Raw genomic sequence first — 21,898 nt, 5'->3', positions numbered from 1 at the left:
GGGGGGGGAGGGGGGGGGGGTGGATTGTTGTGTGTGTTCCTCCCCCCCCGGGGGAGGGGGGCCCGTCGCCCCCCCCCCCCCCCCCCCCCCCCCCCCCCCCCCCCGGTGCGGCGGGTCGGGTCAGGAACGCGCGGCGGGCCGGGCGGCGCCGGTCGCGTCCGCTCCCCGGTCGGCGGGGGCCGCCTGGGCGGGGAACCCGTCGGCGGCGTCCTGCGCGGTGTCGCCCGCGGTGGCGCGCGCGGAGACGCCGGGCGCACCGGCCGCGCCGCTGCGGGCGGAGGCGCCCGGGGCCGCCGGTTCCTCCGCCGTGGCGGCGCTCTTCGCGGCGGGCGCCGGGACACGGCTGCCGACCGCGGTCGCCTCGGCCGTGTCTTCGTCGTCCTCGTCGAACAGCGCGTCCGGGTGGCCGTCGGCGGTGCCCGCGGCGGGCGGCGGCGGCAGCACCGGCGGCAGGTCGGCCAGCACCCGGGACAGCGCCCGGCCCAACGCGCCCGCCGAGGTCAGCAGCGAGGTGCCGGTGAGCAGCAGCTGGCCGTGGCGGTCCGTCAGCAGCCGCCGGGCGTGGCCGCGGGGGCGGCCGGGCACCACGATCCGCAGCCGGGGCGGGCCGCCGGGGCTGTGCCCGAAGTCGTCGGGCAGCGGATCGGGCAGTTCGGCGGCGGCGAGCACCGGTGCGACGCCGTGCCGCGGCTCGGTCTCCCGGGCGGTGCGGTACGCCTCACGGACCGGCGCGCCCGCATACCGCGGGTGGACCCCCTCGGCGACGGTCACCAGCCCCTCCGGCAGCCGCCGGTCGAGCTGCGCGGTGAGCGCCCGGACCATGGCGGGGGCGGTGCGGGCGTCGCCCTCCACCGCCGTGAGGGTGGGGCCCGGCGCCAGGTCGAGGAAGGCGCAGCGGCCCTCCCCGACGCCGATGGCGACCAGCAGCGGCGGGCCGTCGCCCGGGGACGGCGCGACGGCGGGCAGGTCCTCGCGCCGCACCGTCCAGCGGCGCGGGTCCGCCGGGTCCTCGGACCACGGGGCGCCGGGGGCGTCCGCGGCGGTACCGGCGAAGAGCACGGTGACGGTGGCGCCGTCCACCAGTGCCGCGTACGGCCGCGGTGCGCGGTCCGCGGCGGCGCCGGGGGCGGCCGCCTGCCGGGCGGCGGTCACGGCGCGCTCGGCGTCGCGCCAGGTCTGCGGGGACCTCAGATGGCGCACCAGCAGCCGCAGCGCCTTGCGGTGGGCGCGCAGTGCGCGCAGCGGTGCGCCGAAGGCGTGGAGGGTGGCGGCGGCCTCCCGGCGCACCGCGTCCCTGGACGCCTTCCAGCCGCCGGCCCGCTGGACGGGGATCCGGATCAGGAAGAAGAGCAGCAGGACCATCCCGAGCACGCCGAGGATGGTGAAGATGAGGTTCTGATGGGCGTTGATGAAGGCGAACGGATCGCCGGAACGGCTCATGCGGCGGCGCTTTCGGCGGGGGAGGGAGGGGGCGTCGCAGTCGTACGGTCGGCGGGGTGCGGGGGCGGCGCGTTCGTGGTGGTCCTCGGGGTCGTGTTCCGCAGCCGGGGGCGCGGGACGGTGGGCCTGGAAGGGGCGGCGAGTTCGCGCCGCATTGCCAGCAGAGCGTAGTGCGTACGGGACTTGACGGTGCCGCGCGGTATGCCCATGGCCTGCGCGGCCTCGGCGCCGGAGCGGTCCAGCAGATGGACGTGGACGAGGGCGTCGCGGTGTTCGGGGCTCAGCCGGCACAACGCCTGGGTGATCACCTGGCGGTTCACGACGACGTCGGCCATGTCCGTGCCCACGGGCCGGGTCAGCGCCTCCGCCGGGGTCGGGCCCACCGGTACGGCCCGCTCCCGGCGGTGCGCGTCGACGGCGAGGTTGTGCGCCACGGTGAACAGCCAGGAACCGAGCCGGGGCAGGCCCCGCCCGCCGTCGCCCCGGCCCCGCCCGGCGTCCGGGTAAGGCTCTTCGGCGGTGCGGAGGTCGTGGAGGTCCTCGTCGGCGAGGTCGAGGCGGTCGGCGGCGAGCCAGGCGCGCAGGAAGGTCTCCTGCACGATGTCCTCGGCGCGGTAGGGGTCGCCCGAGGTCAGGCGGGCGGCGTAGCGCAGCAGGGCGGGGCGGTGGCGCTCCATCGCGCCGCGCAGCAGTGCGTCCGCGTCGGCGGGCGGGCGCGCTCCGCCGGAGCGGCCGCCGTCTGCGCGAGGTGTGGACGGGTGGGCCGTTCGCAAAACGGGCACTCCTCCTCGGACAGGGCACGAACCGGGCAAAGGTCTCGCGTACCGCCGGTGCGTGGCGTTTTCTCGGCGCGGGGCGCAGGAAGGTGACGGGGCGTGGGGGTCCCCCGGCCCCGGTCGGCGGTGAGCTGCTCCCGCCCCGGGTGGTCGTCCCGGGAGGCGCGCCGGACACCTCGTGAGCTTGACGCAAAGTCCGGCCCGGCAACCTCAAGGAACCCTCTGAACTTCTCACAGAATACGTGAAGTGTGCAGCCATGATCCGTGCCGATCCGGCCGTCCCGCAGCGCCTTTCGTGTGCCCGCACGGCTCCGGCCTGCGACGCCGCCGGATGAACTGTGCCGTGTTCATATGAAGTTCACCGCCCGGCCCGCATCCCGGGTGACCGGTGGGCCGGTTTCTCCCCGTGGCCGACAATCGCCCTCGGAGTGCCTTCCTGTTCCGTACGTCGAGGCTGTCAGGAGCCGCTGAAGAGGCGGCTGCGGTGTGAGGCGCGGCGCGCGGTGGCGAGGAGTGACCGGAGCTGCGGGCCGAACTGGTCCGCGTGGTGCAGCCGCCTGCGGAAGGGGAGGCGGACGTCGTGGTGGCCGAGCGGATACTCCAGGCGCAGGGTGACGCCGTACCGGTCGAGGGCCAGCGGGACCGCCCGCCGCACCCGTCGCAGCAGACACGGCTCGACCAGGCGCAGCAGCAGCGGGACGAGGTTCCCGTGCCCGTCGGCGAGATGGGTGAGCAGGCCCGCCTCGTAGGTGGCGAGCGGGTCCGGGGCGGCGGCCAGCAGCTCGTCCAGGGTGACGGAGGCGGCTCCGGTGGGCGTCGTGAGGACGGCGCCGCCGAACTCCAGGCAGCGGCCGCCCTCCGCCTCCCGCCCGTTCGTGGGCAGCAGCCGGCCGGTCAGGGTGAGGCGGGCGCGCACCCGGCTGCGGGCCGGGAGCGGGGCGATGTCGGTGAATTCGAGGGTGGTGACGGTGCGCGGGTCCGGCGCGCCGGTCGCGTCGGGCGCCGGGTGGAGGTGGAGGCGGGGCGGGCTCCCGTCGGTGCCGTGCCGGGAGATCTCCGTGCGCGCCCCGTCGGTCAGCACCGTCATCGACTGTGCCGACGCCAGGATCGTCCGGACCCGTTCCGCGTCCGTCGGGCGGCCGCCGGGGGAGCTGAAGATGCGCACACACGCCTCCTATGAATTAGGTAAGGCTAACCTTACTTAGTGTGGGGTGTGGGGGAGCGTGCGGGGGTACCGCGCTCTCCGGCGGCGCCGGCAGGCCCCCGCCCCCGCCGCGGCCGTGCCCGGCACCGCGGCGCGCCTGACGGCCGCCGAACGGGGAGGGGAGGCGCAGGCCGGGCGGTGAGGATGCTTGGATGGGTCGGTCGAACACGGGACCTGGCGGTGCCTCTTGGGGGAAATCGGCCACCGGGGCCCGCGACGGGCACGGACAGCTTCCGACCGGCGAGAGGGCGCAACCACATGAAGATCCTCATCAGCGCGGACATGGAGGGCGCCACCGGCGTCACCTGGCCCGCCGACGTGTTGCCGGGCACGCCCCAATGGGAGCGCTGCCGCCACCTGTTCACCTCCGACGTCAACGCCGCGGCCACCGGCTTCTTCGCCGGCGGCGCCGACGAGGTGCTGATCAACGAGGCGCACTGGTCGATGCGGAACCTCCTGCTGGAACAGCTCGACGAACGCGTCCAGATGCTCACCGGCCGCCACAAGGCCCTGAGCATGGTCGAGGGCGTCCAGCACGGCGACGTCGACGGCATCGCCTTCATCGGCTACCACACCGGCGCCGGCACCGAGGGCGTCCTCGCCCACACCTACCTCGCCAACTCCCTCACCGGCGTCTGGGTCAACGGCACCCGCGCCAGCGAGGGTTACCTCAACTCCCTCGTCGTCGCCGAGTACGGCGTCCCCGTCGTCCTCGTCACCGGCGACGACCGCACCTGCGTGGACGCCCGCGGCTACGCCCCCGAGGCCCGCACCGTCGCGGTCAAGGACTACGTCTCCCGCTACGCCGCCGTCTGCCGGCCCCCGGCCCGTACCGCCGCCGACATCCACGCGGCCGCCCGCGAGGCCACCGCGCTGGCGGCCCGCCACGAGCCCGTGCAGGGCGGCCCGTTCCGGGTGGAGATGGAGTTCGACGCCGAGCACCTGGTCGGCGCCGCCTCCTGCGTCCCGGGCGTGGAGCGGTGCGGGGAGCGCCGCATCGCCTACACCAGCGACGACATGTACGAAGCGATCCGCTGTTTCAAGGCGGTCACCACCCTCGCCTCGAACGCGGTGGAGGAGCAGTATGGCTGAGCAGCACCAGGGGCCCGTCGACGACAAGGCCCTCGACGAGGTCGTCCACTTCACCTCGGACCTGATCCGCATCGACACCACCAACCACGGCGACGGCACCTGCCGGGAGCGCCCGGCCGCCGAGTACGTCGCCGAGGCCCTCGCCGAGACCGGGCTCGAACCGACGCTGCTGGAGCGGACCCCGGGCCGCACCAACGTCGTCGCCCGCATCGAGGGCACCGACCCGTCGGCCGACGCCCTCCTCGTCCACGGCCACCTCGACGTCGTCCCCGCCGAGCCCGCCGACTGGACCGTGCACCCCTTCTCCGGCGAGGTCCGCGACGACGTCGTCTGGGGCCGGGGCGCCATCGACATGAAGAACATGGACGCGATGGTGCTCGCCACCGTCCGCCGCTGGGCCCGCGACGGCGTCCGCCCCCGCCGCGACATCGTCCTCGCCTTCACCGCCGACGAGGAGGCCAGCGCCGAGGACGGCTCCGGCTTCCTCGCCGACGAGCACGGCGCGCTCTTCGAGGGCTGCACCGAAGGCATCAGCGAATCCGGCGCGTTCTCCTTCCACACCGACACCGGGCTGCACCTCTACCCCGTCGCCGCGGGGGAGCGCGGTACCGCCTGGCTCAAGCTGACCGCCCACGGCCGCGCCGGACACGGCTCCAAGGTCAACCGCGCCAACGCCGTCACCCGCCTCGCCGCTGCGATCACCCGCATCGGCGAGCACCGCTGGCCGGTCCGCCTGACCCCCACCGTCCGCGCCGCGCTCCGGGAACTCGCCGCCCTGCACGGCATCGACGCCGACCCGGACGCACCGGACTTCGACGTCGACGCGCTCCTCGCCCGCCTCGGCACCGCCGCCGCCCTCGTCGAGCCGACCGTCCGCAACAGCGCCAACCCGACGATGCTGGACGCCGGTTACAAGATCAACGTCATCCCCGGCAGCGCCGCCGCCCAGGTCGACGGCCGGGTCGTGCCCGGCGGCGAGGACGAGTTCCGCGCCACGCTGGACCGCCTCACCGGACCCGACGTCGACTGGACGATCGACCACGGCGAGGTCGCCCTCCAGGCCCCCGTCGACTCGCCCGCCTTCGCGGGGATGCGCGCCGCGCTGGAGCGCTTCGACCCGGACGCCCATGCCGTGCCGTACTGCATGTCCGGCGGCACCGACGCCAAGCAGTTCTCCCGGCTCGGCATCACCGGCTACGGCTTCTCCCCGCTCAAGCTCCCGCCGGGCTTCGACTACCAGGCGCTCTTCCACGGCGTGGACGAACGCGTCCCGGTCGACGCCCTGCACTTCGGCGTCCGCGTCCTGGACCACTTCCTGCTCCGCGCCTGACCGCCGCCGCGCGGCCGGCGCCCCGCCCGGGGACCGGCCGCGCGGACCCGCCACGTCCCGTCGTCCGCGCACCCACGATCCGGCCCCGCCGGTGCACAAGGAGGAAGACCCCGCATGGTGACCACGGCCCCCTACGGAGCCTGGACGTCCCCCGTGGACGCCCGGACCGTCGCCGCCCACGACGGACGCCCCGCCTTCGTCGGAGTGATCGGCGACGAGGTCTGGTGGACCGCGCCGCGTCCCGCCGAGGGCGGCCGCCGGGCGCTCGTCCGCCGCCGCGCCGACGGCACGGAGGAATCCGTGCTGCCCGCGCCCTGGAACGTCCGCAGCCGTGTCCACGAGTACGGCGGCCGGCCCTGGACCGGCACCGTCACCGACCACGGACCGCTCGTCGTCTTCAGCCACTTCGCCGACCAGCGCCTCTACGCCTACGCCCCCGACCGCGACGCGGCGCCCCGCCCCCTCACCCCGCTCTCGCCCGTCGGCGACGGACTGCGCTGGGCCGACCCGGTGCTCGTCGGCGACGAGGTGTGGTGCGTCCTGGAGGAGTTCACCGGCGACGGGCCCACCGACCTCCGCCGCCTCGTCGCCGCCGTCCCGCTCGACGGTTCCGCCGCCGAGGACCGCGCGGCCGTCCGGGAGCTGAGCGACGACCGCCACCGCTTCGTCACCGGCCCGCGGCGCTCGCCCGACGGCCGCCACGCCGCCTGGCTCGCCTGGGACCACCCGCGGATGCCCTGGGACGGCACCCTCGTGATGCTCGCGGACACCACCGCCGACGGGGAGTTCACCGCCGTCCGCCCGATACTCGGCGACCTCGGCCCGGACGTCCCCGCGCCCGGGCGGCGCGGCGAGTCCGTCGCACAGATCGAATGGGCCCCGGACGGCGCGCTGCTCTTCGCCTCCGACCGCGAGGGCTGGTGGGAGCTGTACCGCACCGAGATCGCCGACGGCCGGGCCAAGGAGCCCCGGCGGCTGTGCGCCGCCCGCCGGGAGGAGTTCGGCGGCCCGCTGTGGAACATCGGCTCCCGGTGGTTCCTGCCCCTGGAGAGCGGCACCCTCGCCACCCTCCACGGCCACGGCACCACCACCCTCGGCATCCTCGACCCGGTCAGCGGCGACCTCGTCGACACCGCCGGACCCTGGACGGAGTGGGACTCCACCCTCGCCGTCCACGGCAGCCGTGTCATCGGCGTCGCCGCCGGTCCCCGCAGCGGCTACGAGATCGTCGAACTGGACACCTGCACCGGCCGCGCCCGCGTCCTCGCCCACCACCACACCGACGCCGTCGCCCCCGCCTACTACCCGCGGCCCGAGGCCCGTACCTTCACCGGACCCGGCGGACGCGACGTCCACGCCCACCTCTATCCGCCGCACAACCCGGACCACACCGCGCCCGACGGGGAACTCCCGCCGTACGTCGTCTGGGCCCACGGCGGCCCCACCGGCCACGCGCCGCTCGTCCTCGACCTGGAGATCGCCTACTTCACCTCCCGCGGCATCGGCGTCGCCGAGGTCAACTACGGCGGCTCCACCGGCTACGGCCGGGAGTACCGCGAGCGGCTGCGCGGCCAGTGGGGCGTGGTCGACGTCGAGGACTGCGCCGCCGTCGCCCGGGCGCTGGCCGACGAGGGCACCGCCGACCGCGCCCGGCTCGCCATCCGCGGCGGCAGCGCCGGCGGCTGGACCACCGCCGCCTCGCTCACCGGCACGGACCTGTACGCCTGCGGCACCATCAGCTACCCGATCCTGGACCTCGCGGGCTGGGCGACCGGCGAGACCCACGACTTCGAATCGCAGTACCTGGAGTCCCTCGTCGGTCCGCTCGCGGAGGTCCCCGACCGCTACCGCGACCGCTCGCCGCTGCACCGCGCCGACCGCATCAAGGCGCCGTTCCTGCTGCTCCAGGGCCTGGACGACGTCATCTGCCCGCCCGCGCAGTGCGACCGCTTCCTCGCCGAGGTCGCCGGGCGCGGCATCCCGCACGCCTACCTCGCCTTCGAGGGCGAGGGCCACGGCTTCCGCCGCGCCGACACCATGATCCGCGCCCTGGAGTCCGAACTCGCGCTGTACGCGTACGCGTTCGGCGTGCAGCGCCCGGATCTGACGGCGCTCGACCTGCGGCGCTGACCGCCGGCCGCCGGGCCGTCCCGTACGAGGGGGCGGCCCGGCGGACCGTGTGCGCGCGGGGGCGCACGGGGCACCGTCCGACCGCCCACGATTTCCCTGTTCCCGCCGTTGACACGCCACTTGGGCATCACCGAGCATGAGCGCGCCGTTACCGACTGGTGGGTACGGCACGTCTCGTGGAGGTCCTCGTGCCCAGCGTCTTCCGCCCCGCGCACCGCCGCACCACCCGCCCCGCGCTCCGCGCCGCCCTGACCGTGCTGACCGCCACGGCGCTCACCGCCCCACTCGCCCTCGCCGCCCCGGCCACCGCCGCGTCCGCCGGTCCGTACACCGCCACCGCGCTGAAACTCACCGTCGCCGCGGGCGGCCGCAGCTGCACCGTGGACGCCGACCTCTACCGCCCGGCGGGCGTCGACGCGGCGCATCCGGCGCCCGCCGTGCTGACCACCAACGGCTTCGGCGGCAGCAAGTCCGACGGTTCGACCGCGGCGACGGCCAAGGCGTTCGCGTCCCGCGGCTATGTCGCCCTCGCCTACTCCGGGCTGGGCTTCGGCAAGTCCGGCTGCCCGATCTCGCTGGACGACCCCGAGATCGACGGCAGGGCGACGAGCCAGCTCATCGACTTCCTCGCCGGATCCCGCGCCGCCGATGACGGCACCCGCGTCGACTACGTCACCGCGGACCGCGCCGCCGACGGCAGCCCGGACCCGCGCGTCGGCATGATCGGTGGCTCCTACGGCGGCGCGATCCAACTGGCCACCGCCGCCGTCGACCACCGCGTCGACGCGCTCGTCCCCCTCATCACCTGGAACGACCTCTCGTACTCCCTCGACCCCGACAACGCGGGCCGCACCGACGGGGTGACCGGCCCGGTCCCCGGTGCGTACAAGAAGGAGTGGACCGGCGGGTTCTTCCTGATAGGTGAGGCGCAGGGGCTGCTCCACCCGAGCCTGGACCCGTCCCGGACCGGCGGCGCGGGCTGTCTGCACTTCGTCGCCGACGCCTGCCGCACCAAGCGGCTGCTGGACTCCGGCCGTTACCCCGCCGACCGCACCGCCGCGATGCTGAAGTACGCCCGCAGCGTCTCCCCGGTCTCGTACCTCAAGTCGGTCAAGGCGCCGACCCTGCTCGTCCAGGGCGAGGCGGACACCCTCTTCAACCTCAACGAGGCGACCGCCACCTACCGCACCCTCAAGGGCCAGGGCACCGACACCAAGATGATCTGGCAGTCCTGGGGCCACAGCGGCGGTATGGCCAAGCCCGCACCCGGCGAACTCGACCTGGGCAAGGGCAACCTGGAGACCAGCTACGTCGGCCGCCGCATCCTGGCGTGGTTCGACCGCTACCTCCACCACCGCACCGGCACGGACACCGGCCCCGCCTTCGCCTACTACCGCGACTGGGCCGCCGCCGACGACCCGTACGGCACCGCCGGCGCCTTCCCGGCGGGCGGTGCGCGCAAGCTCTACCTCTCCGGCGACGGCAAGCTCGTCGACCGCCGCGCGAAGGTGGTCCGCGGCAGCCGCGAGTACCGCAACTGGCCGGTGCCCACCAGCCATTCGGAGAGCTCCCTCGCCGGGGTGCTGGGCCTGCCCGACCCCGCGCCGTACGACCTCCGCGGCACCGCCCTGGACTGGACGTCCGACCCGGTCACCGGCGTCCCGCTGGACGTCGCGGGCATCCCCCGGGCGACGCTGAAGGTCGTCTCACCCAAGGCCGAGCGGACGCAGCACAGCGCCGACGCCGCCGACCGGCTGGTGCTCTTCGCCAAGCTCTACGACGTCGCGCCCGACGGCTCCCGGACGCTGGTGCACCGCCTGGTGGCGCCGGTGCGGGTCCCGGACGTCACCCGAGCGTTCACCGTCCAGCTGCCGGGCATCGTCCACCGCTACGCTCCGGGCCACCGGCTGCGCTTCACGATCGCCGCGAGCGACGGCGCGTACCAGGGCAACCGCGGCATCAAGCCGGTGACGGTCACCAGCGCCCCCGGCGACACCGGAGTCCTCGAACTCCCGGTCGTCCAGGGGAGCGTGCGGTAGCGGCGGGGGCGCATCCCGCAGGCCGTGTGCGCCGCCCGGCACCGCCGGCCCGGCGCCGCGGTCTCTGCCGTCCCACCCGCCCCACCACGGCCCGCGGCGCTCCGGTCGCCGTCCACCCCCGGCTACCCGCGACCCTGTACGCGGTGCCAGACTGCGCCCATGGGGCAACGACACGGCGCGGAGACCGCGCAGGCATGGGCGGCGCTCGGCGGCGCCCCGGAGCTGACGGACCGTATCCGGTACACCGGACCACCGGGGCTGCTGCCCGCCCGGCTGCCGGTGCGGGAACTGGCCCGCGCCACGGTCGCCTGCTGCGCGCTGGCCGCCGCCGAACTCACCGCGCACCGCACCGGGCGCCCCGTCCCCGCCGTCCGCGTCGACGAGGGTGCGGTGGCGACCGCCTTCGTCAGCGAACGCCATCTGCGCATCGACGGCCGCGCCGCGTCCACCTTCGCCCCGCTCTCCCGCTTCTGGCGCACCGCCGACGGCTGGGTCCGCACCCACGCCAACTACCCGCACCACCGCGAACGGCTGTTGCACGCCCTCGGCCTGCCCGCCACCGCCGACGCCGCCGACGTCGCCGCCGAACTCGCCGGACGGCGCGCCGATGAGGTCCAGGAGACGGTCTACGCGGCGGGCGGGCTGGCGGTCGCCGCCCGCACGCCCCAGGAGTGGGCCGTCCACGGCCAGGGCGCCACCGTCGCCACCCATCCGCTCGTCACCCGCCAGCGCCTCGGCGCGAGCGCCCCGCCGCGCCGCCTGCCGCCCCTCGCCGGCGACCCGCTGCTGCCCGCCGCGGGGCTGCGCGTCCTCGACCTCACCCGGGTCATCGCCGGTCCGGTCGCCACCCGTACGCTCGCGCTGCTCGGCGCCGATGTGCTGCGGATCGACGCCCCGCAGCTGCCGGAGAGCCAGGACGCGCACGACGACACCGGGTTCGGCAAGCGCTCCACCTCCCTCGATCTGGGCTCCCGCACCGACCGGGCCGTCTTCGAGGAGCTGCTGTCCGCCGCGGACGTGGTGGTGACCGGCTACCGCCCCGGCTCCCTCGACCGCTTCGGCCTCGCCCCCGAGGCGCTGGCCGAACGCCGTCCGGGACTGGTCCTCGCCCGCCTCTCCGCCTGGGGCGAGGACGGTCCCTGGGGCGGCCGCCGGGGCTTCGACAGCGTGGTCCAGGTGGCCACCGGCATCGCCCTCGTCGAGGCGGCCGCCGACGGCACGCCCGGCGCCCTGCCCGCCCAGGCGCTCGACCACGGCACCGGCTATCTGCTCGCCGCGGCGGTGCTGCGCTCCCTCACCGAACAGGCCGGGAGCGGCGACGCCCAGCTCACCACGGTGTCCCTGGCCCGCACCGCCCGCTGGCTGGTGCACGGCATGGCCGAGGGCACCCCGCCCGGGCCCGCGGCCGACGGCTCGTACGACCCCGCACACCATCTGCGGAGCACCGACAGCCCGGTCGGACGGCTGCGGTACGCGGCCCCGCCCGTCACGTTCGACGGCGGGCCCACGGACTGGGCCACCCCGCCCGGCCTGTGCGGCACGGACGCGCCCCGGTGGCGCGAGCGCTGACCACCGCGCCACGGTCCGAAAGGGCCTGGCCGGGCGCGCCCGCGGCTCCGTACGATCGGCCGATGACCGCTGATCACTACCTCGCGACGGGGCCCCGGGTGGGCATCCGTCACTTCACCCCGGACGACTGCGCGGAGTTCACCGCCCGGGCCCGGGAGAGCGCCGCGCTGCACCACCCGTGGTTGCAGCCGCCGGCCGACGACGCCGCCTACGCCGGGTACACCGCCAAGCTCCGCGAACCGCTGCGCGAGGGCTTCTTGATCTGCGAACGCGACGGCGGCGGCCTCGCCGGATACCTGACGATCAACAACATCGTCCACGGCGCCTTCCGCTGCGGGGCGATCGGCTACGGCGGCTTCGCACACGCCGCCGGACGCGGCCTGATGGGCGAGGGCCTGCGGCTCGTCCTGCGGTACGCCTTCGACGTCCTCGAACTGCACCGCCTGGAGGCCAACATCCAGCCCGGCAACGAGCGTTCCCTCGCCCTGGTGAGCCGGGCCGGTTTCCGGCTGGAGGGGTTCTCGCCGGACTTCCTCTTCATCGACGGTGCCTGGCGCGACCACGAACGCTGGGCGATCACCAGCGAGATGGTGCCGGAGGACGAGGCGCCCTGACGGGGCGGGAGGGCGCCGGCCCCGGGTGGCGGGGCCGAGGACCGTCAGCGGCCCTTCCGGTTGATCTTCATGGTGTCCATGTCCGTGGCCTTGGCACGCAGATTGCGGTAGCCGTGCCCGGCCGCCCGCAGCGCCGCCTCCGCCTTCTCCTCGGCGAGCGCCGCGGCCATCTCCTCACCGTCCTCGGCGTCCGAGACGATGGTGTACCGGTAACTGAACGACACCAGCGCGGTGTCGTAGACCAGCGACCCCTCGGGCGTGAACCGGAGCTGCGCCATCCCGTGGTCGGCCACCTCCGCGAGGAGGGTGGCGCGGGACGCCTCCGACAGGCGGTCCCAGTTGCCGCGGACGATCACTCGGTAGGTGTGCTGCGCTGCCATCGGCCCGACTTCCGTGCTCCGTGCGGGGCGCCCGTCGCCCCGCATCCCCACCGTCCCGGCGCCGCCGGGAGGCGCGGTCAGCGTAGACGGACGGGGGCGCCGCCGCGCGCGAATTTCCCGGCGGCACGGGCGCACCGAGGACGCCCGGCCCCGCCACCCCGTCCGCCGCCGCACCCCGGAAATTCATCCGGAGAGATCAGCCGGACACGGAATCATCTCCGATGGTTACTCGTTGTGACGGACATGAAGGCAATCATTGCGAACAGTTACGGCGGCCCCGAGGTTCTCGCGCTCGCCGACCGCCCCGACCCCAAGGTCGGCCCCGACTCCGTCCTCGTCCGTGTGCGGGCCGCCGGGGTCAATCCCGTCGACTGGAAGGTCGTCGCCGGTGCGCTCGATCCGATGATGGACGTGTACTTCCCGCTGATCCCGGGCTGGGACGTGGCCGGTGTCGTGGTGGCCGCCGGCGCCGACGCCACCGAATTCGCGGTCGGTGACGAGGTCATCGGCTATGTCCGCAAGGACGCCGTCCAGCACGGCACCTACGCCGAGTTGGTCGCCGCGCCGGTGCGCACGCTCGCCCGGCGTCCGGTGGCGCTCAGCTGGCAGCAGGCGGCGGGGCTGCCGCTCGCCGGGCTGACCGCGTATCAGTCGATCCGCCGGGTCGGGCTGCGGCACGGCGAGACGGTGCTGGTCCACGCGGCGTCCGGCGGCGTCGGCTCGCTCGCCGTGCAGATCGCGGTGGCGGAGGGCGCCCGCGTCATCGGCACCGCGGGCGAGCGCAACCACCCCTTCCTCCACTCCCTGGGCGCCGAGCCGGTGGTCTACGGTTCCGGGCTCGCCGAGCGGGTGCGGGAGTTGGCGCCCGACGGTGTGGACGCGGCGCTGGACTTCGTCGGCGGCGGAGTGGTGGCCGTCTCGCAGGAGGTCCTCAAGGACCGGTCCCGGGTGGCGTCGATCGCCGACGGCGAGGTCACCGCCCGTGGTGGGCACATGGTGTGGGTGCGGCCCGACAGTGCCGATCTCACGGCCCTCGCGGCGCTGGCGGACGCCGGCCGGCTGACGGTCCCGGTCGCGGCCACCTTCCCGCTCTCCGAGGCGGCCGACGCCTTCCGCCTCAGCCAGGGCGGTCATGTCCGCGGAAAGATCGTTCTGGAGATGGGGTGAGGTGAGGTGAGGGGAGCGGGGCGAGGGGGAGCGGGGTACGGGCGGGGCGGGCCGGTGGCCCGGCCCCGTGCGGGTGACCTTGCGCGGGCGGTGCGGTGCGGGCGGCGCGGCCGTCGGCGCGAGGGCCGGGGCCGCACCGCCCGTCCGTCTGTCCGTTGGTCCTTTGGCCCATCTTTCCGTCGGGTCGACGGTGCGTCAGCCGCCCTGCCGGTCGACGTATTCGAAGATCGAGCCGTCCGGGTGGCGGGCGATGAGGTTGCGGCCGATCGGGGTGGGCAGCGGGCCGGCGATGATCTCCGCGCCGACCGCCCGCAGATCCGCCACCGCCTCGTCCACGTCCTTGACGGCCAGCGTGGCGGTCACCTTCGACAGCACCGAAAGCTCCGCCTCCGGCCCGCTCATGAGGAAGAAACAGCCCACCGCCGCGACCGCGACCGGGCCGTGCTGGAAGCGCACGGCCTCGGCCCCGGTCAGTCGCTCGTACACACCGACGGCGGCGTCCAGATCGCCGACGCACACCCGCAAGGAGGTCCCCAGAATGTCCATACGGGGCAGGGTAGTTGAGCAGGTGGACGGTGCGCGATCGCCGTACGGGGGAGATCGGCCGGGGCGGGCGCGGTGCCCCGTGCCGACGCGCCCCGGGGCGTCAGACCCGGCAGAGGAGTTCGCCGTGCAGCACCGCGAACCAGGCGTCCTCCGCGGCGCCCCACGCCCGCCAGGCCGCCGCGATCTCCGTCAGCTCCTGCGGGGTGGCATGGCCGCCGTCCACCGCCAGCTCCGCGTAGCCCGAGGAGACCGTGCGGTCCGCCCAGAGCCCGCTCCACCAGGCGCGCTCCTCGGGGGTGCGGTAGCACCAGGTACCGGCGGTCGTGGTGACCGCCTCCGGGGCGAAGCCCGCCTGCCGTGCCCAGGCGTGCAGACGCCGACCGGCGTCCGGCTCGCCGCCGTTGGCGCGTGTCACCCGCTCGTAGAGGTCCAGCCAGGCGTCCATGCCGGGGACCTCCGGGTACCACGTCATCGCCGCGTAGTCCGCGTCGCGTACGGCGACGAGGCCGCCGGGCCTGGTCACCCGGCGCATCTCCCGCAGCGCCTGGACGGGGTCGCCGACGTGCTGGAGCACCTGGTGGGCGTGGGTCACGCAGAAGGTGTCGTCCGGGTAGTCCAGCGCATGGACGTCGCCGACCGCGAAGCGGACATTGGTCAGGCCCCGGCTCTCGGCGGTGGCGCGGGCCTGCTCCAGGATGCCGGGTGCCTGGTCGAGGGCGGTGACCTGCCCGTCCGGCACCAGCGCGGCCAGATCGGCCGTGATGGTGCCGGGACCGCAGCCGATGTCCAGAACCTCCATGTGCGGGCGGAGCGAATCCAGCAGATAGGCGGCGGAGTTGGCGGCGGTGCGCCAGGTGTGCGAGCGGAGGACGGACTCGTGGTGGCCGTGGGTGTAGACGGCGGTCTCCTGCGGCATGCGGTCTCCTTCGCGGCGTCGGGCGGCGGCTCCGCGCTGCCGCGGACCGCCCCGGATGCCCCCGGGGCGCCCGCGCCGCGGCGACACGGACGCCCTCGTGGCGTGGTGGACCCACCGTACGCCGCCATCTCGTATCACGAGAGTGGCATCTCAGGATGCGGGCAGCAGGCGGTAGACCGTCAGCACCTCGTTCTCCTTCGTCAGCGTCAACGTGCCTGGCGTGGCGGTGACTTCACCGTCGTACGCGAGGTCCGTGCCCTCCGGCAGGCCGCCGATCCGCAGGCTGCGCAGCCGCGCCTCCTTGAGGACGGGGGAGGAGCGCGGGGTGCCGGTCAGGGCTGCCACCAGCAGCCGGGTGCGGGCCAGCCGGCCGGCCCGCACCACCCGCACGTCCAGGACCCCGTCGGCCAGGTCGTGGCGCCGTACGGGCGTCAGCCCCAGGCCGCGGTAGGCGCAGTTGCCGGCGAAGAGCATCCACAGCTCCATCCGGCGGCCGTTGATCTCGGCGGACACCGGCTGCGCGGTGCGCAGCACATGCCAGGCGGCGAGCACCCCCGCGGGCCAGGCGCCGATCCGGCCCGCCCAGCGCTCCCGCAGCCGGACCAGCTCCGGATAGGCGCCGATCGAGAAGGTGTTGAGGAAGTACTGCCCCTCGCGGTGCGGTGCGGCGTGGAAGCGTGCCAGGTCGACGGCGACCGCCTCGCCGTCCTCCACGGCGCGCGCGGCCTCGCCGAGCGTCTCGACGCCCAGGTCGTAGGCGAAGTGGTTGTGGGTGCCGCCGGGCAGCACCGCCAGCGGCAGCCCGTGCCGGACCGCGACGGCGGCCGCCGCGTTGACGGTGCCGTCGCCGCCGAGCACCCCCAGCGCGCCACCGCACCGCTTGGCGCTCTCCGCCGCCTCCTCCAGCGCCTTGTCCAGATCGGGGGCGTCCGTCCCGCCGCAGGTGACGACCGTGGCGCGGGGCAGCACCCCGTGCACCTCCGGCGCCCGGTCCGGACGGGTCTCGCCGCGCTGCCCCGATCCCTGGTTCGCCACCACGAACAGCCCGCGGCCGCCGGGCAGCGCGGGCGCGTCGGCGCGTGGCCGGGCCGGTGGCGCCAGTTGGGCGCGGGTCGGGGCGAGGCCGCGCACCGCGAAGGCGGCCCCGGCACCGAGCGCGGCGCCCGCCAGCACGTCGCCCGGGTAGTGGACGCCGGTGTAGACGCGGGAGAAGGCCACGGACGCGGCGAGCGGCGCCAGCGTCAGCCCCCACCACTTGTTCTCGAACGCGACGCCGGTGGCGAAGGCGACTGCGGACGCCGCATGCCCGGACGGGAACGACGAGGTGAAGGGCTGGCGCCGCAGTTGGCGTATGACGGGCACCGTCTCCAGCAGCGGGCGGGCCCGCCGTACGGAGCGTTTGCCCAGGGTGTTGACGGTCGCGGACGCCACGGCGAGGGAGGCGACGCCACGGACGGCGGCCCGGCGGGCGGGCCGGCCGCCGAGCGCCGCCGCACCGGCCGCGAGCCCCAGCCAGAGCAGTCCGTGGTCCGCGCCGCGGGTCAGCCGCGGCAGCACCCGCTGCGCGCCAGGCCACTCGCGGGTGGCGATGGTGTCGAAGAGCCGTCGGTCCACACGGGACAGGAAAGAGCGCATGCGGCCCCTTGTACCCCGGACGCGGGGTGCGATACGAGGAGGTCGCCGGAACGGGCGCCACCGTGGCGGGGCGGGGCTGCCGTCCGGCAAGTGGGGCGGGGCGGCCCGGCGCGCCCGGGCGTACCGCGGAGCCGAGGGCTCCCGGCCGCGAACGGTCGCCGGAAAACGGGGCGCCTGCCGGGCCCCGGTGTGCTTTTCTTCCCGGATGATCCGACACCGTACCCCCGCCGATCTCGATGCCTGTGCGGCGGTGCTGGCCGAGGTGCACCACCGCAGCGGCTACCCCCACCACTGGCCCACCGATCCCGCGGACTGGCTCACCCCGGACGGCCTCACCGCCGCCTGGGTGGCCGAGGAGTCCGGCGTGATCGTCGGTCACGCCGCCCTGTGCGGCCCGGAGATCAGCCGCCTCTACGTCCACCCCGCCGCCCGCGGCCACGGCGTCGGCGGCCTGCTGCTGCGTACCGCCCACGACGCGGCACTCGCCCACGGCCGCCCACCGGTCCTGGAGGTCAAGGCCACCGACCACGCGGCCGTCGCCCTGTACGAACGCCAGGGCTGGACCCGCACCGCCACCGAGGAACAGGAGTGGCGGCCGGGGGAGCGGGTGGTGATCCACCGTTACGTGGCGGGAGTGAACGGCTGAGGGGAGCGGGCCGGCCGCGGACCGCCGCGCCCCGCCTCGTACCCCGCCCCTCCACTGCCCCATTCGGATGACGACGGCGGTGTCGGATCCGGCCGGGCGGGCGTGGCACGGGCTCCGTTGACGTGTCGGGGGTGTGTGGGGCGCGGGATCTGCCAAGGTGGGCCGGGCGTGATTCATGTGATGGGCCCACGAACGACCCACGCGGCCGACGTCCGCTCGGCGCACCGCCGACGCCGCGCCCGGCCGTCGGCGGCCCACCGTCCCGTCGTGTGCACTGTGGAGGTACGGATGCAGCGGACCGCCCCGGATCCGCGGCCGGAGCCCGCCCCGGAGCCGTCCGGCCTCCCGGTGCTCCCCGAACTCGCCGACCGCCTCGCCGCCGCGGCCGGACGCGCCGGACCGGAGCCGTCCGGCGGCTCCCCGGAGCTGCGGACCGCCGCCGCCGGGTACGCCGGGCGCCGCGGTCCGGCCACCGGCCCCGACCGGCTGCTCGTCGGCCCCGGCGCGCCCGCCCTGCTGCTCGCGCTGTACGCGGCGGTGGGCGGCGCGGTGGTGCTGCCCCGGCCCTGCGCCGCCTGGTACGCGCCGCCCGCCCGGCTGCTCGGCCGGGCCGTGCACCTGGCGCCGGTACCGGCCGAATCGGGCGGGGCGCCGGACCCGTTCGCCTTCCTGGAGACCGTGCGGCGGGCGCGGATGGAGGGGACGGAGCCCGGGATGCTGGTGCTGTCCGTCGCCGACGACCCGACCGGGACCTGCCCGCCGCCCGAGCAGCTGCACGAGGTCTGCGAGGCGGCCGTGGGGGAGGGGATGTGGGTGGTCAGCGACGAGACGCGGCGCGATCTGCTGCACGATCCGCATGACACCGTGGTGCTCAGCCCCGCCGAGATGCTGCCCGCGGACGTCGTGGTGCTGAGCGATCTGCGGGCCACCCTGCTGCCCGCGTCCTGGCCGGTCGGGGTCGCGCGCTTCCCCGAGGGGGAGCGCGGCGCCGCACTGCACGCCGCCGCCCTGGGCGCGCTGACCGCCGCGGCCACCCCGCTGCCCGGACCGCTCGCCGACGCCACCGGGTACGCACTCGGCGAACCGGCCGCCGTCCGCGCCCGTACCGCGGCCGCCGCCCGGCTGCACGGCACCCTCGCCGCCGCCCTCTACCGCACCCTCACCGCCGCCGGTGCGCTCTGCCGTCCGCCGCGCTCCGGCAACCACCTCTACGCCGACCTCGAACCGCTCCGCCACCCGCTGGCCGCCGCCGGGGTCACCGGCGCGGCGGCGCTGGAGCGGGAGCTGGCGCCGTGGGCGGCGTGCGGCGGGCACCGCTTCGGCGACGACCCGGGTGCGCTCCGCGTCCGCCTGAGCACCGAGGCGCTCCTCGGCCCCGACCGGGACGCCCGCCGCCCCGTCCTGGCCGCCCCCGACCCGCTGCGCACCGCCCCGGTCGCCGCGTCACTGGCGCGGCTCGACCACGCCCTGACCGTCCTGACCACCGGCGGCTGACGACCCGCCCGGCCCCGCCCCCGCGTCCCGTACCGCCCCGCCCCTTCGCCTCCGATCCGGCCGTCCCTCCTCCCCGCACCCGTTCCGGCCTCCCCGCCTCCCCGCACCCGTTCCGGCCGCGTCGTATCCACCCCTCGAAAGGGAGCCCCGCGATGACCGAACAGACCGAGCGCTCCGTCCCCGCCTCCCCGCACCCCGCGCCCCCGGGGCCGTCCGTGGTGGCCCGGCCCGCCGTCCGGCGCCCCGCCGCGCCCGTCCGCCCGGACGCCCCGCCGCTCACCGCACCCCGGCCGCCGGGCGAACGCCGCACCTGGCCGCGGGACTTCACCGATCGGCTGACCGCACCGCTGCCCGGCGTCCGGGCGCTGGCCCGGATCGCGCGGGAGGGCAAGCTGCGGCCCGTACCGAAGACGCTGGCGCAGATCCAGGACCTGCCGTTCGCACCGGGACCGCTGCCGGCCGCCGGGCCCGCCACCACCGCCGTCACCTGGGCCGGGCACGCCAGCTGGATCGTCCGCATCGGCGGGCTGACGGTGCTCACCGACCCGGTCTGGTCCCGCAAGATCCTCGGCACGCCCGCCCGGGTCACACCCGTCGGCGTCCGCTGGGAGGATCTGCCGCCGATCGACGCGGTGGTCATCAGCCACAACCACTACGACCACCTCGACGCCCCCACCCTCAAGCGGCTGCCGCGCACCACCCCGCTGCTGCTCCCGGCGGGCCTCGCGCCCTGGGCCCGGCGCCGCGGCTTCACCGCCGTCACCGAGCTGGACTGGTGGGAGGCGGTCGAACTGCCCGCACCCGGTGGCCCCGTCCGCATCGACTTCGTCCCCGCGCACCACTGGAGCAAGCGCACCCTCCTCGACACCTGCCGCACCCTGTGGGGCGGCTGGCTGCTCACCGCGCCCGACGGCCGCCGGGTGTACTTCGCCGGGGACACCGGCTACGGCCACTGGTTCGAGGAGATCGGCCGCCGCTACCCGGGCATCGACGTGGCGCTGCTGCCGATCGGTGCGTACGACCCGCGGTGGATGCTCCGGCCGGTGCACACCGACCCCGAGGAGGCGGTCCGCGCCTGCCAGGATCTCGGCGCGCGGGCGCTGGCCCCCATGCACTGGTCGACGTTCCTGCTCTCCGCCGAGCCGCCGATGGAGCCGCTGCACCGGGTCCGCGCCGCCTGGCAGGCCACCGGGCGGCCCCGCGAGGACCTCTGGGACCTGCCGGTCGGCGCCTCCCGCGTCCTGCCCGAGGGCTGACGCCGCCTCAGCTCTGGCTGCGCGGCTCCCGGGCCCGCACCCGCCGCCACAGCGCCGGGACCGCACCGACCAGCACCGTCAGCGCCACCGCCGCCGCCACGCCCTGCCACGGACCGCCGAACAGCGAACCGCCCGCCAGGCCGATGAGCTGGTACGTCGCCGTCCAGGCCAGGCAGGCGGGCGCATCGCCGCGGGCGAAGGTGCGCAGCGGCATCCGGGACAGCAGGCACGCCAGCATCACCGGGATCCGTCCGGCCGGCACCAGCCGCGACACCGTCAGCACCAGCACCCCGTGCGTCCGCAGCTGCTCCTGCGCCCGGGTCAGCCGCTCGGGCGCCGCCCGGTCGCGCAGCCGCTCCGGCCACCGCGAACCGCTCCCGGCGCGCAGCCCGCGGGCGCCCAGCCGGTAGAGGCCCAGATCGCCGAGGAACGCCGCGGCCGACGCCACCACGAAGACGCCGAGCAGGGCGAAGGGGGAGCTGTGGTGGAAGGCGACCACCGCCGCCGAGCTGACCACCGCGCCCGTCGGCACCACCGGCACCAGCGACCCCAGCACCACCAGCAGGAAGAGCGACGGATAGCCCACCGCCTGCTGCGTCGACTCCGGCGGCACCGTGGCCGCCAGCACCGCCACGGGCGTCATCGCGCGACCACCGGCCGGACCCGTTCACCGTGCGCGGGCCGGTAGACCCGCACCCCGGGCGCCAGCAGCGCGGCCTGCCGCTCGAACTCCTGGCCCGGCGCATGGAACTCGTGCGGCCGCACCGCGTCGAGACCGATCGGCCAGTACGTGCCGTAGTGCACCGGCACCGCGCACACCGGGCCCAGCTGCGCCGCCGCCCGGGCCGCGCGCCGCGCATCCAGATGCCCGCTCCCCAGGAACGGCCCCCACCCGCCGACCGGCAACAACGCCACCTCACACGCCCCGACCGTCTCCGCCATCGCGTCGTACCACCCGGTGTCGCCCGCGAAGTACGTCCGCGCCGCGCCCCGTACGACATAGCCGAGGGCGGGCACACGGTGCGGCCCGTACGGCAGCCGCCGTCCGTCGTGGGCGGCCGGGACCGCGGTGACGGTGACCGCGCCCGCGGGGTCCGCCGCGACCGTGTCGCCGGGCGCCACCTCCGTCAGTCGCAGCTCGCGCGCGAGCGCGACCCGGCGCAGGGCCGGGACCGCGGCGGGCGCGCCCCGGGGCACCACCACACGGGTGCCGGGCGCGAGGCGGGCGAGGGAGGCGGGGTGGAGGTGGTCGGCGTGGAGATGGGAGACGACGACGAGATCGGCGCGGGCCGCCTCGGGCGGCGGCAGGGCGCCGCGGCGCCGCCGCAGATGCGCCAGGCGGCGGACGAAGAGCGGATCGGTGAGCACCCGCACCCCGGAATCCTCGATCGTCGCGGTGGCATGCCCCCACCAGGTGATCTCCACCGCCACCGCGGACCTCCCGACTCCCGACTCCCGGCGCCGGGCCGTCTCCCGTGCGCCGCCCGTCGATCCTGCCTCATCCCCGGGCCGCCGCGGTCCTCGGGGCCAACACGGCAGATACCGGTACATCCATCCCTTCCCGCCCATTACGGGGCCAAGGCCGGGGACCGACGCGTATATGACACGCTGGAACGGACGCCCGTGCCGCCGGCCCGGGAGCGGATCAGGAGCGAGAGGGAGAC

The 21,898-nt window shown here is 75.9% G+C and carries 19 protein-coding genes; 10 read left to right on the top strand and 9 right to left on the bottom strand.

The genetic code is table 11. The features are described from left to right. Positions 1–120 precede the first annotated feature (120 nt). From ACZ4U4_RS29590 to ACZ4U4_RS29580, 3 genes are all read right to left on the bottom strand, one after another. Positions 121–1,440: a hypothetical protein gene (locus ACZ4U4_RS29590; RefSeq protein WP_467880618.1), complete on the bottom strand. Its 1,320-nt coding sequence runs from the start codon at positions 1,438–1,440 to the stop codon at positions 121–123. Further along, positions 1,437–2,213 (bottom strand): sigma factor, encoded by a 777-nt coding sequence (locus tag ACZ4U4_RS29585; protein ID WP_467880615.1) that lies wholly within the window; start codon positions 2,211–2,213, stop codon positions 1,437–1,439. The genes ACZ4U4_RS29590 and ACZ4U4_RS29585 overlap by 4 nt, the downstream gene beginning before the upstream one ends. 460 nt (positions 2,214–2,673) lie before the next feature. After that, complete coding sequence (locus tag ACZ4U4_RS29580) at positions 2,674–3,381, bottom strand: DUF2470 domain-containing protein (protein WP_467880612.1); 708 nt, start codon at positions 3,379–3,381, stop codon at positions 2,674–2,676. 297 nt (positions 3,382–3,678) lie between these two features. Here ACZ4U4_RS29580 and ACZ4U4_RS29575 point away from each other — a divergent pair, with 297 nt between their 5' ends. The 6 genes from ACZ4U4_RS29575 (at position 3,679) to ACZ4U4_RS29550 (ending at position 12,194) form a co-directional block, all read left to right on the top strand. Further along, complete coding sequence (locus tag ACZ4U4_RS29575) at positions 3,679–4,512, top strand: M55 family metallopeptidase (RefSeq protein ID WP_467880609.1); 834 nt, start codon at positions 3,679–3,681, stop codon at positions 4,510–4,512. Further along, positions 4,505–5,842: a M20/M25/M40 family metallo-hydrolase gene (locus tag ACZ4U4_RS29570; protein WP_467880606.1), complete on the top strand. Its 1,338-nt coding sequence runs from the start codon at positions 4,505–4,507 to the stop codon at positions 5,840–5,842. Before ACZ4U4_RS29575 ends, ACZ4U4_RS29570 begins: the two co-directional genes overlap by 8 nt. Before the next feature lie 114 nt (positions 5,843–5,956). Then, positions 5,957–7,972 (top strand): S9 family peptidase, encoded by a 2,016-nt coding sequence (locus ACZ4U4_RS29565; RefSeq protein WP_467880603.1) that lies wholly within the window; start codon positions 5,957–5,959, stop codon positions 7,970–7,972. Positions 7,973–8,160: 188 nt separating this feature from the next. Then, a complete protein-coding gene (locus ACZ4U4_RS29560; protein ID WP_467880600.1) occupies positions 8,161–10,011 on the top strand; it encodes a CocE/NonD family hydrolase in 1,851 nt (616 codons plus the stop codon). A gap of 159 nt (positions 10,012–10,170) precedes the next feature. Further along, positions 10,171–11,580: a CoA transferase gene (locus ACZ4U4_RS29555; protein WP_467880598.1), complete on the top strand. Its 1,410-nt coding sequence runs from the start codon at positions 10,171–10,173 to the stop codon at positions 11,578–11,580. A 62-nt stretch (positions 11,581–11,642) separates the two neighbouring features. Next, positions 11,643–12,194, top strand: coding sequence for a GNAT family N-acetyltransferase (locus ACZ4U4_RS29550; RefSeq protein ID WP_467880596.1), 552 nt, complete (start codon positions 11,643–11,645; stop codon positions 12,192–12,194). A gap of 44 nt (positions 12,195–12,238) precedes the next feature. On the opposite strand, the gene ACZ4U4_RS29545 is transcribed toward ACZ4U4_RS29550, so the two are convergent. Beyond that, a complete protein-coding gene (locus ACZ4U4_RS29545; RefSeq protein ID WP_467880594.1) occupies positions 12,239–12,574 on the bottom strand; it encodes a DUF6204 family protein in 336 nt (111 codons plus the stop codon). Positions 12,575–12,817: 243 nt separating this feature from the next. Here ACZ4U4_RS29545 and ACZ4U4_RS29540 point away from each other — a divergent pair, with 243 nt between their 5' ends. Continuing rightward, positions 12,818–13,741 carry an NADP-dependent oxidoreductase gene (locus tag ACZ4U4_RS29540; RefSeq protein ID WP_467880591.1) on the top strand — a complete coding sequence of 308 codons (924 nt, stop codon included), beginning with the start codon at positions 12,818–12,820 and terminating at the stop codon, positions 13,739–13,741. Positions 13,742–13,936: 195 nt separating this feature from the next. Here the strand turns inward: ACZ4U4_RS29540 and ACZ4U4_RS29535 are convergent, their stop codons facing one another. The 3 genes from ACZ4U4_RS29535 to ACZ4U4_RS29525 all read right to left on the bottom strand — a co-directional run bounded on the left by ACZ4U4_RS29535 (position 13,937) and on the right by ACZ4U4_RS29525 (position 16,838). Further along, positions 13,937–14,287 carry a VOC family protein gene (locus tag ACZ4U4_RS29535; RefSeq protein WP_467880589.1) on the bottom strand — a complete coding sequence of 117 codons (351 nt, stop codon included), beginning with the start codon at positions 14,285–14,287 and terminating at the stop codon, positions 13,937–13,939. Positions 14,288–14,387: 100 nt separating this feature from the next. After that, positions 14,388–15,203: a methyltransferase domain-containing protein gene (locus ACZ4U4_RS29530; RefSeq protein ID WP_467880586.1), complete on the bottom strand. Its 816-nt coding sequence runs from the start codon at positions 15,201–15,203 to the stop codon at positions 14,388–14,390. 150 nt (positions 15,204–15,353) lie between these two features. Further along, positions 15,354–16,838 (bottom strand): phosphatase PAP2 family protein, encoded by a 1,485-nt coding sequence (locus ACZ4U4_RS29525; protein ID WP_467880583.1) that lies wholly within the window; start codon positions 16,836–16,838, stop codon positions 15,354–15,356. A gap of 205 nt (positions 16,839–17,043) precedes the next feature. On the opposite strand from ACZ4U4_RS29525, the gene ACZ4U4_RS29520 reads away from it, so the two are divergent. The 3 genes from ACZ4U4_RS29520 to ACZ4U4_RS29510 all read left to right on the top strand — a co-directional run bounded on the left by ACZ4U4_RS29520 (position 17,044) and on the right by ACZ4U4_RS29510 (position 20,234). Beyond that, positions 17,044–17,484, top strand: a complete 441-nt coding sequence (locus tag ACZ4U4_RS29520; protein ID WP_467880581.1) for a GNAT family N-acetyltransferase — start codon at positions 17,044–17,046, stop codon at positions 17,482–17,484. 288 nt (positions 17,485–17,772) lie between these two features. Continuing rightward, positions 17,773–18,978 (top strand): aminotransferase class I/II-fold pyridoxal phosphate-dependent enzyme, encoded by a 1,206-nt coding sequence (locus tag ACZ4U4_RS29515; RefSeq protein ID WP_467880637.1) that lies wholly within the window; start codon positions 17,773–17,775, stop codon positions 18,976–18,978. A gap of 152 nt (positions 18,979–19,130) precedes the next feature. Next, the gene (locus ACZ4U4_RS29510) at positions 19,131–20,234 is read left to right on the top strand and encodes an MBL fold metallo-hydrolase (RefSeq protein ID WP_467880579.1); all 1,104 of its coding nucleotides are present in this window, start codon (positions 19,131–19,133) and stop codon (positions 20,232–20,234) included. A gap of 7 nt (positions 20,235–20,241) precedes the next feature. On the opposite strand, the gene ACZ4U4_RS29505 is transcribed toward ACZ4U4_RS29510, so the two are convergent. Together ACZ4U4_RS29505 and ACZ4U4_RS29500 are read right to left on the bottom strand one after the other, a co-directional pair. Then, entirely contained in the window at positions 20,242–20,877 is a 636-nt protein-coding gene (locus ACZ4U4_RS29505; RefSeq protein WP_467880576.1) for a DedA family protein, read from the bottom strand. Next, entirely contained in the window at positions 20,874–21,665 is a 792-nt protein-coding gene (locus ACZ4U4_RS29500) for an MBL fold metallo-hydrolase (protein ID WP_467880573.1), read from the bottom strand. The genes ACZ4U4_RS29505 and ACZ4U4_RS29500 overlap by 4 nt, the downstream gene beginning before the upstream one ends. Between the last annotated feature and the right edge of the window lie 233 nt (positions 21,666–21,898).

Source organism: Streptomyces sp. NPDC029159 (genome assembly GCF_055564055.1).
Note: the sequence above shows the minus strand (reverse complement) of the source record. Positions and strands in the feature narration are given on the sequence as shown.